Here is a 15,279-nt window from a genome sequence, read left to right as displayed (position 1 = left end):
CGTGACGAACAAGGTGCTCGTGGCAGGAGCCTCCGGCCTCGTCGGTGAAGCGGCCGTCCGGCGGTTCGCCGCGCGGCCCGGATGGAAGGTCGTGGGTGTCTCCCGGCGTGTTCCCGAAGACGCCGGGAACACCGCCTTCCACTCGATCGACCTCACCGACGCGGTGGCGTCCCGGGAGCTGTTCGGGAAGATGGGCGACGTCACGCACCTCGTCTACGCGGCGCTGCAGGAGACGCCGGGGCTGTTCGAGGGCTGGCTCGACGAGACGAACATCGAGCGCAACGCCCTGATGCTGCGCAACCTGTTCGACCCGCTCTCCGAGGTGGCCACCGGCCTGCGCCACATCTCCCTGCTGCACGGCACCAAGGCGTACGGTGTGCACCACCCGTCCCTGGGGTACGACGGGCTGCGGATCCCGTTGCGGGAGCGCGACCCCCGCCGCGAGCACCGGAACTTCTACTTCGACCAGGAGAGCTACCTGCGGGAGAAGCAGGTGCACGGCACCTGGCAGATGACCGTCTTCCGGCCGACGGTGATCTACGGGGAGGCCGCAGGCAACAACATGAACCCGCTGCTGCCGATCGCGGTGTACGGCGCGCTCCTGCGTGAAGAGGGGCGCCCGCTCGACCATCCGGCCGGCAGCCTCGAGCCGTGGCTGCGCGAGGCGGTGCACGCCGACCTGGTGGCCGATGCGCTCAGCTGGGCGGCGACGTCGCCCGCCGCGGCCGGTGGCACGTACAACCTCACCAACGGCGACGTGTTCACGTGGGCGGGCGTGTGGCCGGCCATCGCCCGCACCCTCGGCATGCCGCTCGGCGAACCCCGCGAGGTCTCCTTGCGCGAGGAGCTGCCCCGCCGCAGGCGGGAGTGGGCGGCGATCGTCGCGAAGTACGGTCTGGCCAGCTCTCCGGACGTCATGGAGCTCGTCGGCTACAACTCGCTCGTCTACACGGACAACATGATGCGCGGCGCGCCTGCCGGGCAGCCGGTGCCGGCGCTGAACAGCACCGTTGCGGTACGGCACGCGGGTTTCGGCGCATGCATCGACACCGAGGACATGTTCGTCGAGCTGCTGCAGCGCCTGGAGGCGAAACGGGTGATCCCGCCGGCCGGCAGCAGCTGAGCACTGAGCACGCACCCGAACCAGATGATGTGTCCAGCCGTGCTGAATGATGGGTCGATGCCGCCCGTGACCCTGACGCTGTCGCTGAGCGCCGACATCGACCCGCCGCTCGCCGGGCCTCAGGCGGCCCAGCAGCTCGGCCGGGAGATCGCCCGACGCTCCGACGCCACGCTGGCCGGCACCTCCCTCTCCGCCGACCACGGCCGCGTCAGCTGGACCGTCCTGCGGCCCCGGACCGACGGGGCGTACGCGCACCCACTCCTCGAGCTGGAGCGCACCGTCCACGCTGTCGTCCGGGAGGTCCAGGGCTGGGAGCGCGCCCTGATCCGGCCCATCGAGCTCCGGGTACTGACCGTCGACGACATCGACGACCGCCCCGACGAGCCGACCATCCCCGACCTGGTCGGCGTCGACGAGTTCGCCGAGTTGCTCGGTGTCAACCGGGCCCGCTTCTACCAGCTGCGCGACAGGCCGGACCTCGGGTTCCCGGGCCCGGTCGCCCGGGGCGTGTACCTCCGGGCCTCGGCAGAGCAGTACGCGCAGGACCGCACCCGCCGGCTCGGCCGGCAGGCGGCTTCCGGGGCCTGATGGTCGCTGATCGCCGCGAGATCCGGGTTATCGCCCTCGGCAGGGCCGAACCCTGGATCTCGTAGCGATCAGCCCGATACGCGCTCATGGGGATTCGGCCCCGCCACCTGCGCGGACTTAATTACAGAAGTCGCAAAATTGACTTCCGCTGGTCCCCCACACACGATGGTTCACATGAGCGCGCCGCACCTGACCAGGGCATGTCGCCCCGGGTGCTGTACCTGCGGGTGACCGCCGGCGCTCGGCGCCACTGATTCGCGGCCACCCGGCTCGCTGCCTGAAACCTCTCCGCATCATTAGTCCGAACATTTGACCACCCCGGTCCCATGCATTGCGTCGTGGCCGGGGAATGTTCGCTGCCACTTTCAGGAAAGGACCGACATGACCGTCGCGCCCGAACGCACCGCTCTCTCCGTCCGGCCGGTGGCCGGACACATCGGCGCCGACATCTCCGGCGTCGACCTGTCCGCGCCGCTCGACGAGACGACCGTCTCGGGCCTGACCGACGCCCTGCACCGGTACAAGGTGATCTTCTTCCGCGGACAGGACCTCGATCACGCCGCGCAGATCCGCTTCGGCAGGCACTTCGGCGAGCTCACCTACGCCCACCCGCACGACGACACCCCGCCGGAGGGCCACCCGGAGATCTTCACGGTCGACCCCGAGCGGTACGCGAAGCGCTACGGCGGCGAGTACACGGTCCGCACCCGGCGGAAGTACAGCTACGTCGCGGGCTGGCACACCGATGTCACCGCCGCGGTGAACCCGCCTGCCGCGTCCATCCTGCGGGCCGAGGTGGTGCCCGAGGTGGGCGGCGACACCACCTGGACGAACCTCGTGGCCGCCTACGAAGGACTCTCGGCCCCGGTCCGCGCTTTCGTCGACACGCTGCGGGCCGAGCACCGCTACGGCGGCAGCGACAAGCCGTCAGGCGGCTCCGCCTACGCCCGCCGTGTCAACGACAACCTGCTGGTGGCGATCCACCCGGTGGTGCGGGTCCATCCCGTCACCGGGGAGCGCGCGCTCTTCGTCAACCCCGGCTTCACCAGCCACATCGTCGACGTCGAGCCGCGGGAGAGCCGGGCGATCCTCGACCTGCTCTACGCCGAGCTCACCCGTCCCGAGTACACCGTGCGGTTCCGCTGGGAGCCCGGAAGTGTCGCCTTCTGGGACAACCGGGCCACCGCCCACCTCGCCCCGGCCGACCTCGACCACCTCGACGTACGGCGGACCCTGCACCGCGTCACGGTGATCGGCGACCGCCCCGTCGGGCCCGACGGCCGTGAGTCCGAGCTCCTCGCGGGGCGCCCGCTCACGGCCGACCACGCCGTCGTCGTCGACTGACCGGCCCGACGACACCGAGACCGAGGACCCGTGAGCACCTCCCGTTCCCGACGCACGCTCGCCACCACCGCGGCCGTACTCGCCGCGGTGGTGGTCGCGGCCTGCGCCACCACCACCCCGGCCGGCGGCGGGCTCGCCGCCGACGCCCCCCTGCCGACCGACGTCCCCGCAGGCACCACCCTCGTCATCGCCGACCAGGCCGAGGCCCAGCAAGTGGCGCTGCGGGCGTCGGGAGAGCTCGAGAAGCTGCCCTTCACCGCGCAGTTCGCCAACTTCACCGGCGGCCCGGCGATCCTCGAGGCGTTCCGAGCGGGCGCCGCCGACGTGGCCAGCGTCGGTGACACGCCGCCCATCCAGGCCCTCGCCGCCGGTGAGGACGTCCCGATCATCCTGGCCCGCCAGACCGACCCGTCGAGCACGCAGCTCGCCGTCACGCCCGGCAAGAACATCCGCAAGCTCGCCGACCTGCGGGGAGCGAAGATCGCCTACGCCGAGGGCACCGCACAACAGGTGATCGTGCTGAGGGCGCTGGAGAAGGCCGGACTGCGGACGTCCGACGTCGAGCTCGTCCGGCTGCAGCTGGGCGACTTCAACGACGCCGTCCGCACCGGGCAGGTGGACGTCGCTCCGCTGAACGAGCCGCGGCTGACCCGGTTCCTCACCGAGGCCGGGCCGCGCGGCGGCGGTGTGATCGACCCGGCGGAGACGGCCGACACCTCCTCCGGGCTGAACTATCTCTATGCACGCCGCGAGGCCTTGGAGGACCCGGCGAAGGCAGCGGCGCTGCGTGCCTACGTCGACCACTACATCCGCTCGCAGCAGTGGATCAACGAGCATCCGGCCGAGTGGGTGCAGCAGTACTACGTGGAGAACCAGGGCATCAGCCAGGCCGACGGGCAGCGGATCGTCGACTCGCTGGGGCAGATCACGTTCCCCCGCCTCGACGCCGCGGTGGTGCAGCGCCAGCAGGAGACGATCGACGTGATCGACCGCGCCGGGGAGCTCCCGAAGCAGGTGCGCGCGAGCGACGGCTTCGACCTGCGCTTCGACCAGGTCGTGACGACCACGGTGCCGGCCGTCGGCGCCGCCTACGGACCGGCAGGGGCGTCATGACCCAGCTGTCGGTCTCCCGGCCCCGCGAGCGCGGCCGCCACGGCGAGGCCGCGGATGACCCGCGGCTGGCTCACCGGATCCGGCACGGCCGCAGGCTCGGGCCCGGGCGGGCCGTTCCGGGCGGGCTCGCCCTCGGCCCGGTGCTGCTCCTGCTGGCCTGGGTCGTCACCTCCGCGACCGGGCTTCTCGACCCGCAGACCCTCTCCGCGCCGTGGACGGTCGTCACGACGTTCGGCGAGCTGATCGCCGACGGCAGGTTGCAGAGCAACCTCCTCACGTCCGTGCAGCGCGCCGGGATCTCGCTCGTGCTCGGCGTCGGGATCGGTGTGGCGCTCGCGCTCGCCGCGGGGCTGAGCCGCGTCGGCGAGGCGCTCATCGACGGGCCGGTGCAGATCAAGCGTGCCGTCCCGACGCTGGCCCTCATCCCGCTCGCGATCATCTGGTTCGGGATCGGCGAGGAGATGAAGATCATCATGATCGCCGCGAGCGTCTTCGTTCCGGTGTACATCAACACCCATGCGGCGCTGCGCGGCGTCGACCACCGGTACGTCGAGCTCGCCGAGACCGTCGGGCTCTCCCGCGCGGAGTTCATCCGCCGCGTGGCGCTGCCGGGCGCACTGCCGGGCTTCTTCACGGGGCTGCGGCTCTCCGTGACGATCTCGTGGATCGCGCTGGTCGTGGTCGAGCAGGTGAACGCGACCAGCGGCATCGGCTATCTGATGACACAGGCCCGCACCTACGGGCAGACCGAGATCATCGTCGTCGGGCTGGTCGTCTACGCCGCCTTCGGGCTGGTGGGAGACACGCTGGTCCGCGCCGTCGAGAGGAGGGCGTTGTCATGGCGACGGACGCTGGGCAGCTGACGAGCCTGCCGGGAGCGGTCGGCCCGGCGGTGTCGCCCGCGGTGCGGGCGCGCGGCCTGACCCGCGGGTTCGACGGGCGGACGGTGCTCGACGACGTCGACCTGGACATCACGGCGGGCGAGTTCGTGGCGCTCCTCGGGCGCAGCGGGTCGGGCAAGTCCACCCTCCTGCGTGCCCTCGCGGAGCTCGACGACGGCGTCGCGGGTTCGGGCGAACTGCGGGTGCCCGCCGAGCGCGCGGTGGTGTTCCAGGACTCACGGCTGCTGCCGTGGGCGCGCGTGCTCGACAACGTCGTGCTCGGCCTCGGTGGTCCCGATGCGCGCAGGCGCGGAAGCGCGGCGCTCGACGAGGTCGGCCTGTCCGGGCGCGAGCGGGCCTGGCCGAACGAGCTCTCGGGAGGCGAGCAGCAACGGGTCGCGCTGGCCCGCTCGCTCGTCCGTGAGCCCGCCCTGCTGCTCGCCGACGAGCCCTTCGGGGCGCTCGACGCCCTCACCCGGATCCGGATGCACGCGCTGCTGCGTGAGCTCTACGATCGGCACCGGCCCGCGGTGCTGCTGGTCACGCACGACGTCGACGAGGCCGTGTCGCTCGCCGACCGGGTGCTGGTGCTCGACCGCGGAAGGATCGCCGTGGACCGGGCGATCGGCCTCGACCGGCCGCGGACCCACCGCGACCCCGCGTTCATCGCCCACCGGGAGTTCCTGCTCGCGGCGCTGGGGGTGGACAGGTGAGCGACCGTGAGCACCGGCGTCAGCTGAGCCTCAACGCGTTCATCTACCCCGCGGGGCACCACGAGGCGGCCTGGCGGCACCCCGCGAGCGCTGCGGAACGGATCTACGACGCGTCCTACTACCAGGAGATCGCCCGAACCGCCGAGGCCGCCACCCTCGACGCGGTGTTCTTCGCCGACGGGCCGGCACTGCAGGGTGACGTCGCGCACAACGCGGTGGGCCGGCTGGAACCGATCACCCTCCTCACGGCGATCGCCGCGGCCACCGAGCGCATCGGGCTCATCGCCACCGCCTCGACCACGTACTACGAGCCGTACAACCTCGCGCGGCTGTTCGGCTCGCTCGACCACATCTCCGGTGGCCGGGCCGGCTGGAACATCGTCACCACCGGCAACGACGCCGCGGCAGCCAACTTCGGCCTCGACGCCCACCCTCCGCATGCCGAGCGGTACGCGCGTGCCCGGGAGTTCGTCGACGCCGTGATCGCGCTGTGGGACAGCTGGGAGGACGACGCGGTCGTCCTCGACCGCGAAGCGGGGATCTACGCCGACGCGAGCAAGATCCACGAGATCGGTCACGCGGGCGAGTACGTACGCGTGCGGGGCCCGTTCAACCAGCCACGCCCGCCCCAGGGGCACCCGGTGCTCGTACAGGCCGGTGCGTCCAACGACGGGCGCGCCTTCGCGGGCCGGTACGCCGAGGCGATCTTCACGGCGCACCAGCGGCTGGCCGACGCCCAGGCCTTCTACGCCGACATCAAGGCCAGGGCCGCAAGCTTCGGCCGCCGGCCGGAGGACGTGAAGATCCTGCCCGGGATCAGCCCCTTCATCGCCGGCACCGAGACGGCGGCGCGGGCCCTGGAACGTGAGTTCAACGAGCTCACGGTGCCGGCGTACGGGCTGCTCCAGCTCGAACGGATCACCGGCGCGTCGCTGAACCACCTCGACCTCGATGCACCCGTGCCACCGGCGCTCTTCGCCGGGGCCGGGGACGTCACGGACAACGGGCGCAGCCGCCTGCAGGTGGTGGCGGGCATCGTCGAGCGGGAACGGCCGACGGTGCGCGGGCTGCTGCACCGGTTGGCCGGGGCACGGGGCCACCGCGTGTTCGCCGGCACGCCGGAACAGGTCGCCGACACGATCGAGGAATGGTTCCGGTCGAACGCGGCGGACGGCTTCAACGTGATGCCGCCGTACTATCCTGGCGGCTTGACGATCTTCGCCGAGGCCGTGGTGCCCATCCTGCGTGACCGCGGGCTGTTCCGCACCGAGTACACGGGCCATACCCTGCGCGACCACTTCGGACTCCCCCGACCGACCGGCCGGATCACCGCATCAGCGGTCAGTGCATAGCCCGTCTCCCACCCCGGTCACCGCGGACCGGCCGCTGCGCCGGCTCGTCGTCCCCGCGTTCCTGCCGGCCGCGGTGTTCGGGATCGGGCAGGGCGCCGCCGCACCGGTGGTGGCGCTGAGCGCCCGCGAGCTCGGTGGCTCGGTGGCCGCTGCGGGGGTGATCGTCGCGCTGCTCGGGCTGGGCCAGGTGCTCGGTGACCTCCCCGCCGGGCGGATCGTGGCACGGCTCGGTGAGCGCAACGCCGTGCTGCTCGGCAGCGCCGTCGGGCTGATCGGCGTCGCGCTGAGCCTCGTGGCGCCGTCGGTGGTGCTGCTCGGCGTCGGCGTCGGGCTGTTCGGGGTGGCCAGCGCGGTGTGGGGGCTGGCCCGGCAGTCCTACGTCATCGACGCCGTGCCCGAGGCGATGCGGGCGCGGGCGCTGTCGGCGATGGCCGGTCTGTCGCGATTGGGGTTCCTGCTCGGCCCGTTCCTCGGCGCCGCGGTGGTGCACTTCGTCGGTACCCGCGGGGGCTTCCTGGTGCAGTTGGTGGCGGTGGTCGCGTCCGGCGCCCTGATGGCGGGCCTCCCGCGGCTCGAGCACGGTCCGGACGAGCCCGGCGGGCGCGGGCGGCGGCCGGGGATCTCGCTGCGGACGGTCGTCACGACTCACAGCCGCGTGCTGCGCACGTTGGGCGTCGGGGCCCTGCTGATGGGAGCCGCACGGGCGTCGCGCACCGCCGTGCTGCCGCTCTGGGCCGACCACATCGGCCTGGACGCGGTGTCGACGAGCCTGCTGTTCGGGATCGGGGCCGCGATCGACGTCGCGTTGTCCTACCCCGCCGGGCGCCTCATGGACCGGCGCGGACGGCGCGGGGTGGCGGTCGCCTCGCTGCTGGTGTTCGCGGCCGCCCACGTCGCGCTGCCGTTGGCGACCACCGCGGTGACACTCGGCGCCGTCACTCTGCTGATGGGGGTCGGCAACGGGCTGAGCAACGGGGTGATCATGACCCTCGGCGCCGACGCCGCACCCGCGGACGCTCGAGCCGAGTTCCTCGGCGCCTGGCGACTGTGTCACGACCTCGGGATGCTCGCCGGTCCGGCCGCGATCGCGGTGGTGAGCGCGGCGGCCGCACTCGGTGCCGCAGCCCTGTCGATGGGTGGCCTCGCCGCCGTGGGGGCAGGAGTGATGGCCCGGTGGGTGCCCAAACGGCTCCCCGGACCCCGGCCGGGCTGATCGGGCTACCGTCGGGGGACGAGAGTTGATCGTTCCTCGGGCCCCGGTTCCACCGACCGTATTCCTGGAGTTGCTCATGCCCACCACCACGCGCGCCGCCGTCATGTGGGAGGCCGGCCAGCAGTGGGACGTCGTCGAGCTCGACCTCGACGACCCGAAGGACGGCGAGGTACTGATCCGCATCGAGGCGGCAGGCCTGTGCCACTCCGACGACCACGTCCGCACCGGCGACATGCCCGTCCGCTACCCGATGGTCGGCGGGCACGAGGCCGCCGGCGTGGTGGAGCAGGTCGGCGCCGGGGTGCGCCGTGTCGGGGTGGGCGACCGCGTCGTGTGCTCCTTCATCCCCGTCTGCGGCACCTGCCGCTACTGCTCGACCGGGCGGCAGAACCTCTGTGACGCCGGCCGCAACGCCGTGAGCGGCATGCTGCAGGACGACACCTTCCGGTTCCACAGCCCCGACGGTCGTGACGTCGGCGGGATGTGCGCGGTCGGCGCCTTCTCCGAGCGTGTGGTGGTCAGCGAATTCTCCTGCGTGAAGCTCGACGACGACATCCCGTTCGACGTCGCGGCGCTCGTGAGCTGCGGCGTCCCCACCGGCTGGGGAAGCGCCGTCTACGCCGCCGGGGTGCAGGCCGGGCAGACCGTGGTGATCTTCGGCTGCGGCGGCGTGGGCATCAACGCGGTGCAGGGCGCCGCCCACGCCGGTGCCGAGCACGTCGTCGTGGTCGACCCGGTCGAGTTCAAGCTGGAGAAGGCGCGCGAGGTGGGTGCCACCCACACCTTCACCGACCCGCAGTACGCCCGGGAGTTCGTCAAGACCGCCACCCGGGGCCAGTACGCCGACCACGCCATCATCACGGTCGGAGTGAACGACGAGAAGGTCGTCGGCAACGCCATCGGCGTCATCGGCAAGGACGGACGGGTCACCGTCACGGCGCTGGGGCGCCACGGCGAGCCCCAGATCGTCGCCTACGACGCCATGATCGTCGCCTACCAGCGGCAGGTGCAGGGCGCCCTGTTCGGGGGGTGCAACCCGCTCTACGACATCCCCCGGCTGCTCGGCCTCTACCGGGCGGGCGACCTGCGGCTCGACGAGCTGATCACCCGGCGCTACTCCCTCGACCAGATCAACGACGGCTACCGCGACCTGCTCGACGGCAAGAACATCCGCGGCGTCCTCACGCTGGGCGGCTGAGCGCGCGCCGCGTGCGGCCCTCGCAGATCCAGGGGCTCTGCGAGGACCGCACCGAACGTGTGGACCGCGGTCAGTGGTGCTTGGCGCGCTCCACGGTGACCTGCAGCGCTTCGAGCAGGGCGCGGGCCGAGTCGAGGCTCAGCTCCACGGCCACCCGCGCCGCAGGGCCGCGCTCCGGGTTGAGGAAGTCGATGTTCACGGTGTGCGCGTCCGGCGCGTGCACGGGGTGGTCGTAGTAGACCGTCGCCGTCCGCAGTGGGAACCAGCCGTCCGGTCCCTTCCCGCTGCTGGCCGCGACGTCGATCTTCTCGGTGCTGTACGTGCACATGGCGGGCTCAGTCCTTCCCGGACAGGTTCTTCGCGAAGAAGGCCTCCACCCGCTGCCACCCGTCGGCCGCCGCCGCCGGGCGGTAGGCCGGCCGGTCGACGGAGAAGAACGCGTGCCCGGCGTCGTCGTAGCGGTGGAACTCGTACTCCTTCCCGTTCGTCTGCATCAGCTTCTCCAGCTCGTCGACCTGGTCGGGCGAGGGGTAGGAGTCCTCGTTGCCGAACAGCCCGAGAACCGGGGCGCGCACCTCGGCCACCCGGTCGGCGAGCGGCGCCACCTGCAGCGGGAAGCCTTCCGGCGGCGTGCCGACGACGAACGCCCCGTAGCAGTCGACGGCACCCTGGATGTCGAGCTCAAGGGCGGTGAGGAACGCCTGGCGCCCTCCGGAGCAGTAGCCGATGGTGCCGACCTTGCCGTTGGAGGTCGGCAGGGCGCGCAGCCAGCGCACCGCACCCGCGGCGTCGCCCACGAACCGGGCATCGGGCACCCCGCCGCTGGCGCGCGCGGCGGCCGCGGCGTCGTCGGGGTCCGCGCCAGGGGCCTCACGGCTGTAGAGGTTCGGGCAGATGGCGTTGTAGCCCATGACGGCGAACCGCCGCACGATCTCCTTGCTCTCGCGGTCGTAACCGGGCATGTGGTGGATCACCAGCACGCCACCACGGCTCGCGCCGTCCATGGGACGGGCCGCGTAGGCCTCGATCTCGTCGTTGCCGGCACCCAGGATGCCCACCGTTTCGGCGAGCACGGCGTCATAGCGCACGGAGCACTTCTCCCTCGATCGTCGCGGTCCCGGCAGGGACGCCGGGTCACGGTCCCCTTCATACCGCCGTGGTCGACTGCCGCGTTGCGGAGGTCTCTCGTCCGCTACATGAACGCGCGTCAGGCCGGCCCGGCCGTGGCGTGCGGGTAGAGCTCGCGGTAGGAGGCGATGTGGCCGAACGGCGTCACCACCGACTCCGCATGCAACACGGCGTGCACCATCGCGCGGGCGAACGCCGCCTCGGCCGCGGCCAGCACTGCGGCGGGCGGGTCGGCGGCGGTGATCGCTGATCCGGGCACCGAGAGCGCGAACACGGTGTCCCCGTCGGTCATCCCATGGGCCGGGGACACCGCGCGCGCCATCCCGCGTTGCCCGGCGGCGGCCACCCGGCGCAGGGCAGCGGGGTCGAGCGGAGCATCCGTGGCGACCACGCCGATCACTGTGTTGGGAAGGTCGAGGCCGGTCCGCCCCCGGGCGGGCTCGGCGAGCCTGCGCTGCGCCGCCGCGTGTTCAGCGGCGGAAGGTCGGGCGAGTGCGAACTCCCCGTCGGCCCCGGCATCGAGGGCGAGCGGCAGCCCGGTTGCCTGGTCGAGGGTGGAACCGTGCGCGTTGACGGCCACGAGCGCCCCGACGACCGTGCCGCCCGCGAGCACGCTGCTGGCTGTGCCGAGCCCGCCCTTCATCTCGGCGGAGACGGCTCCGGTGCCGGCCCCCACGCATCCCTGCTCGACCGGGGAGAACGGCGGTGAGTCCGCCGCGGCCTGCGCGGCGTCGCGGCCGAACGCGGCGTCCGGCCGGGCGGTGAACGTCCCTCCGCGCCCGAGGTCGTACAGCGCCGCCGCAGGAACCAGCGGGACCAGGACGTCCGACGCAGCGTTCAGCGCTCGTGCCCCACGGCAGTGGGCGGCGAGCCAGTCCAGCGTTCCGCCCGCCGCCGACAGCCCGTACGCACTCCCGCCCGTGAGCACCACGGCATGAGCGACGGCGCCACCCGACCGGAGGTCCAGCGCGGCGGTGTCGCGGGTCGCCGGGCCGCCACCGACCACCTCGACCGCCGCCGGGGCCCCGGACGGGGGTAGCAGCACGACGGTGGTGCCGGTGAGGAACCCGTCGCCGATGCGTGTGACGTGGCCGACACGGACTCCGGGAACGTCCGTGATCGCGTTGTGGGGCCCGGGAACGGGCGCGGTGAACGGCACGCTGATGTTCATACCGTCTCCCGCTCGGGCAGCTGCGGCACGGCGGCGAGCAACCGCCGTGTGTAGGGGTCCGCGGGTGAGGCGAGCACGTCGGCGGTGCGGCCGCGCTCCACGATCACTCCCTCGTGCAGCACCACGATCTGCTCACACAGCCGGTGCACCACGCCGATGTCGTGCGAGACGAGAACCAGCGCCAGGCCGAGGTCGGTGGCGAGGCCCCGCAGCAGGTCCATCACCTGCTCGCGCACGGTGACGTCGAGCGCCGAGAGCGGCTCGTCCCCGACCAGCACGCGGGGGCCGGGAGCGAGCGCGCGGGCGATCGCGATCCGCTGCCGCTGACCGCCCGAGAACTCGTGCGGGTACCGGTCCTTGGCCGTCGCCGCGATCAGTCCGACGGCCCCGAGCAGCTCGGTGACCAGGGCCGCGTGGTCGCCGGGTACGTCGAGGCACTCCAGCGGTTCGGCGAGGATGTCGGCCACCCGCATCCGCGGGTCGAGCGAGGTGAACGGGTCCTGCGGCACCATCTGCACCTCGCGACGGAACCAGCGCAGCGTCCGGGGCCTTCCCGGGCTCACGGGCCTGCCGCGGTAGGTCACCGTTCCCGAGTCGGCCCGGTCCAGCGCGAGCAACAGCCGCACCAGCGTGGACTTGCCCGACCCCGATTCTCCGACGATCCCGATGCTGCCGCCCTCGGCGAGCTCGAGGCCGACCCCGCGCAGGGCGTGCCGCACCGGCCACGGGCCGAACAGCCGCTGCCGGGGCAGCGGATAGGTCCGGTGCAGCGCCTCGGCGCGCAGCAGCACCTCGCGGTCCACCGCGGCGTCGGATAGGCCGCTCAGGTCGCTCACGGCTGCGCCGACTCCGCCACTACCGGCTGGGCAGCCTGAGCTGCCGGGGCGTGCCAGCTCGTCCGCCACGCCGCCTCCAGCATCGCCCGGGTCACCGGGTCGCGCGGGTGGTGCAGGACCTGTTCCACCGCTCCGTGCTCACGCAACCGCCCGTCGGCCAGCACCGCCACCCGCCTCGCCACCTGCGCCACCACGGCGAGATCGTGGCTGATGAACAGCAGGGCCGTGCCCCGCCGGCGCACCAGGTCGTCGAGCAGGCGAAGCACCTCGGCCTGCACGGTGACGTCGAGCGCGGTGGTGGGCTCGTCGGCGATCAGCAGGTCAGGGCCGCCGGCGAGCGCGATCGCGATACCCACGCGCTGTCGCTGGCCGCCCGAGAGCTGATGCGGGTAGGCGCGCACGAGCACCTCCGGGTCGGGAAGCCCCACGCTCGCGGCCAGCTCGACGGCGCGGCGAGCGGCCGCGGACCGCGTGGCGCCGGTGAGCCTGCGCACCGGCCCGGCGATCTGCGCCCCGACCCGCATCAGTGGGTCCAGTGCCGTCGCCGGCTCCTGGAACACCATCCCGATCCGGGAGCCGCGCACCTGCGCGAGCTCGCGGTCGGAGCGGCCGGCCAGCTCCCTCCCGTCGAAGCGGATGCTGCCGGTGACGCTCGCGCCCTCGGGCAACAACCCGATCGCGGCGAGCGCAGTGAGCGACTTTCCCGACCCGGATGCGCCGATCAGCCCGAGCCGCTCCCCCGCGTCGAGGCGCAGCGACACGTCGTTCACGAGTGTCCGGCCGCCCAGCCGGATCGTCAGGTTCTCGATCTCCAGCAGGGCCGTCACGACTGCACCTCAGCAGCGGCCGCCCGCCCCGGGAGCCGCAGCCGCGGGTCGATCGCCTCACGCAGGGCGTCGCCGAGCGAGGTGAAGCCCAGCACGACGAGGGCGATCGACAGGCCGGGCCAGATGACCACGAGCGGGTACACGGTGACGTACTGCTGGAGGTCCTGCAGCATCCGTCCCCAGGACGGCGTGGGCGGCGGTGTGCCGAACCCGAGGTAGGACAGCGCCGCCTCGGCGAGCACCGCCAGCGCCAGCACGAGCGAGAGCTGCACGACGAGCACCGGCGCGACGTTCGGCAGCACATGCCTGCGGACGATGCGCGCGGTGCCCGCGCCGGCCACCCGGGCGGCCAGCACGTAGTCGGTGCCGAGCACCGAGGTCATCTCGGCGCGCGCCACCCTGGCCACGTTCACGCCTGCGCCGATGCCGATGGCCACCACCGCCGTGCCCACCGAGCCGCCGTAACCGGCGGCCAGCACCATCGCGAGCAACAACGTCGGCAGCGCCACCAGGACGTCGATCAGGTGCGCGACCAGCTCACCGCCACGGCGGGGAACGGCGGCGAGCACGGCGAGTCCCACTCCGACGACCCCGGCCACCACCGTGGCGGTCACCGCCGTGAACGCCGTGATCTGCGCGCCCGCGAGCAGCTGGCTCGCGAGGTCGCGGCCACTGCCGTCGGTGCCGAGCAGGTGCGCGCCCGACAGCGGCGGAAGCCATGGCGAGGACGGGTCCACGAGCGTCGGGTCGAACGGCGTCCAGACCAGCGATACCAGCGCGGTGAGAAGCAACAGTGCCACGACGACGGCGCCCAGGAGCCCCGTCGGCCTGCGTAGAACACTCACCTGGGCACCCGCAGGCGGGGATCGATCAGGCGATGGGCGAGGTCCACGAGGAAGCCGATGGTGAGCACGGCGGCGGTGAGCAGCAGCACCTCGCCCTGCACCTTCACGAGATCACGGTTGCCGACGTCGGCGAGCAGCATCTGCCCCACCCCGGGCAGCGCGAACACCGCCTCCACCACCACCGCGCCCACCAGCAACGCAGCGACCTGCAGCCCGAGGATCGACACCACCGGCAGCGCCGCGTTGCGCAGCCCGTGCCGCAGCAGTGCCCCGGCCTTGGTCAGGCCGGTGGCTCTGGCCGTGCGCAGGAAGTCCTGGTGCAGCACGCCGAGCGTCGCCGACCGGACGAACCGCAGCAGCACCGCGCCCTCGGCCAGCGCCAGCGTGACGGCCGGCAGGATCAGGCTGCGGAGCGCGCGGCCGGGCTGTTCCCACCCTGCGACGGGAAACCCCTGTGCGGGCAGCCAGCGCAGCCACACCGCGAACACGATCGCGAGCACGAGGCCCACCCACAGCGTGGGCAGCGCGATGCCGAGCTGGCTCCCCACCGAGATCACGACGCCGAGCCCCCGACGGTGCGCCACCGCCGCGAGCACCCCCAGCGGCACCGCCACGAGCAGCGACAGCAGCATCGCCGCAGCGACCAGCGGCCCGGTGACGGCCAGCTTCGCGCCCAGCTCCGCCGATACCGACACCCCGCTCAGAGCGGAGGTGCCGAAGTCTCCGGCTAGCACACCCCCGATCCAGGCGGCGTACTGCACGGGCAGCGGCCGGTCGGTGCCGAGCTCGTGACGCAGCTGCGCAACCTGCGCGGGTGTCGCCTGCATCCCGGCGATCACCTGCGCGATGTCGCCGGACAGCAGGCGGAGCAGCAGGAAGATCAGCACGCTCGCGGCGAGCAGTGACGCGACGAACAGCGCCGTGCGACGTACGAGGAACACCGTCAC

The 15,279-nt window shown here is 72.7% G+C and carries 16 protein-coding genes; 9 read left to right on the top strand and 7 right to left on the bottom strand.

Translation table 11 applies throughout. The annotated features are described in order from the left end of the window. The first annotated feature begins 1 nt into the window (after position 1). The 9 genes from ABD743_RS25930 to ABD743_RS25890 all read left to right on the top strand — a co-directional run bounded on the left by ABD743_RS25930 (position 2) and on the right by ABD743_RS25890 (position 9,525). A complete protein-coding gene (locus tag ABD743_RS25930; protein WP_344724820.1) occupies positions 2–1,123 on the top strand; it encodes an NAD-dependent epimerase/dehydratase family protein in 1,122 nt (373 codons plus the stop codon). A 57-nt stretch (positions 1,124–1,180) separates the two neighbouring features. Continuing rightward, the gene (locus ABD743_RS25925; RefSeq protein ID WP_344724819.1) at positions 1,181–1,711 is read left to right on the top strand and encodes a hypothetical protein; all 531 of its coding nucleotides are present in this window, start codon (positions 1,181–1,183) and stop codon (positions 1,709–1,711) included. 381 nt (positions 1,712–2,092) lie between these two features. Next, positions 2,093–3,055 (top strand): TauD/TfdA dioxygenase family protein, encoded by a 963-nt coding sequence (locus ABD743_RS25920; protein WP_344724818.1) that lies wholly within the window; start codon positions 2,093–2,095, stop codon positions 3,053–3,055. A 30-nt stretch (positions 3,056–3,085) separates the two neighbouring features. Next, complete coding sequence (locus ABD743_RS25915; RefSeq protein ID WP_344724817.1) at positions 3,086–4,168, top strand: ABC transporter substrate-binding protein; 1,083 nt, start codon at positions 3,086–3,088, stop codon at positions 4,166–4,168. Continuing rightward, on the top strand, positions 4,165–5,031 hold the full coding sequence (locus ABD743_RS25910; protein WP_344724816.1) for an ABC transporter permease: 867 nt from the start codon (positions 4,165–4,167) through the stop codon (positions 5,029–5,031). Before ABD743_RS25915 ends, ABD743_RS25910 begins: the two co-directional genes overlap by 4 nt. Beyond that, positions 5,007–5,762, top strand: a complete 756-nt coding sequence (locus ABD743_RS25905; protein ID WP_344724815.1) for an ABC transporter ATP-binding protein — start codon at positions 5,007–5,009, stop codon at positions 5,760–5,762. The genes ABD743_RS25910 and ABD743_RS25905 overlap by 25 nt, the downstream gene beginning before the upstream one ends. Then, entirely contained in the window at positions 5,759–7,114 is a 1,356-nt protein-coding gene (locus tag ABD743_RS25900; protein ID WP_344724814.1) for an LLM class flavin-dependent oxidoreductase, read from the top strand. Before ABD743_RS25905 ends, ABD743_RS25900 begins: the two co-directional genes overlap by 4 nt. After that, positions 7,107–8,327, top strand: a complete 1,221-nt coding sequence (locus tag ABD743_RS25895; RefSeq protein WP_344724813.1) for an MFS transporter — start codon at positions 7,107–7,109, stop codon at positions 8,325–8,327. The genes ABD743_RS25900 and ABD743_RS25895 overlap by 8 nt, the downstream gene beginning before the upstream one ends. A gap of 76 nt (positions 8,328–8,403) precedes the next feature. Beyond that, positions 8,404–9,525 carry an NDMA-dependent alcohol dehydrogenase gene (locus ABD743_RS25890; RefSeq protein WP_344724812.1) on the top strand — a complete coding sequence of 374 codons (1,122 nt, stop codon included), beginning with the start codon at positions 8,404–8,406 and terminating at the stop codon, positions 9,523–9,525. A gap of 70 nt (positions 9,526–9,595) precedes the next feature. Here ABD743_RS25890 and ABD743_RS25885 read toward each other — a convergent pair whose 3' ends face one another. The 7 genes from ABD743_RS25885 to ABD743_RS25855 form a co-directional block, all read right to left on the bottom strand. Beyond that, a complete protein-coding gene (locus tag ABD743_RS25885; protein WP_241035476.1) occupies positions 9,596–9,853 on the bottom strand; it encodes a DUF6295 family protein in 258 nt (85 codons plus the stop codon). Between the two features lie 7 nt (positions 9,854–9,860). Then, on the bottom strand, positions 9,861–10,613 hold the full coding sequence (locus ABD743_RS25880; protein WP_344724811.1) for a dienelactone hydrolase family protein: 753 nt from the start codon (positions 10,611–10,613) through the stop codon (positions 9,861–9,863). Between the two features lie 119 nt (positions 10,614–10,732). Beyond that, positions 10,733–11,824: a P1 family peptidase gene (locus ABD743_RS25875; RefSeq protein WP_344724810.1), complete on the bottom strand. Its 1,092-nt coding sequence runs from the start codon at positions 11,822–11,824 to the stop codon at positions 10,733–10,735. Then, positions 11,821–12,576, bottom strand: a complete 756-nt coding sequence (locus ABD743_RS25870; RefSeq protein WP_344724966.1) for an ABC transporter ATP-binding protein — start codon at positions 12,574–12,576, stop codon at positions 11,821–11,823. Before ABD743_RS25870 ends, ABD743_RS25875 begins: the two co-directional genes overlap by 4 nt. A gap of 80 nt (positions 12,577–12,656) precedes the next feature. Continuing rightward, complete coding sequence (locus ABD743_RS25865) at positions 12,657–13,487, bottom strand: ATP-binding cassette domain-containing protein (protein ID WP_344724809.1); 831 nt, start codon at positions 13,485–13,487, stop codon at positions 12,657–12,659. Further along, entirely contained in the window at positions 13,484–14,332 is an 849-nt protein-coding gene (locus ABD743_RS25860; protein ID WP_344724808.1) for an ABC transporter permease, read from the bottom strand. The genes ABD743_RS25865 and ABD743_RS25860 overlap by 4 nt, the downstream gene beginning before the upstream one ends. Next, positions 14,329–15,279 (bottom strand): ABC transporter permease, encoded by a 951-nt coding sequence (locus ABD743_RS25855; protein WP_344724807.1) that lies wholly within the window; start codon positions 15,277–15,279, stop codon positions 14,329–14,331. The genes ABD743_RS25860 and ABD743_RS25855 overlap by 4 nt, the downstream gene beginning before the upstream one ends.

The sequence above is a fragment of the Pseudonocardia yunnanensis genome (genome assembly GCF_039534065.1).
Lineage (GTDB): Bacteria > Actinomycetota > Actinomycetes > Mycobacteriales > Pseudonocardiaceae > Pseudonocardia > Pseudonocardia yunnanensis.
The sequence above is the reverse complement of the archived record's forward strand: the minus strand, read 5'-3'. Positions and strand labels throughout refer to the sequence as shown.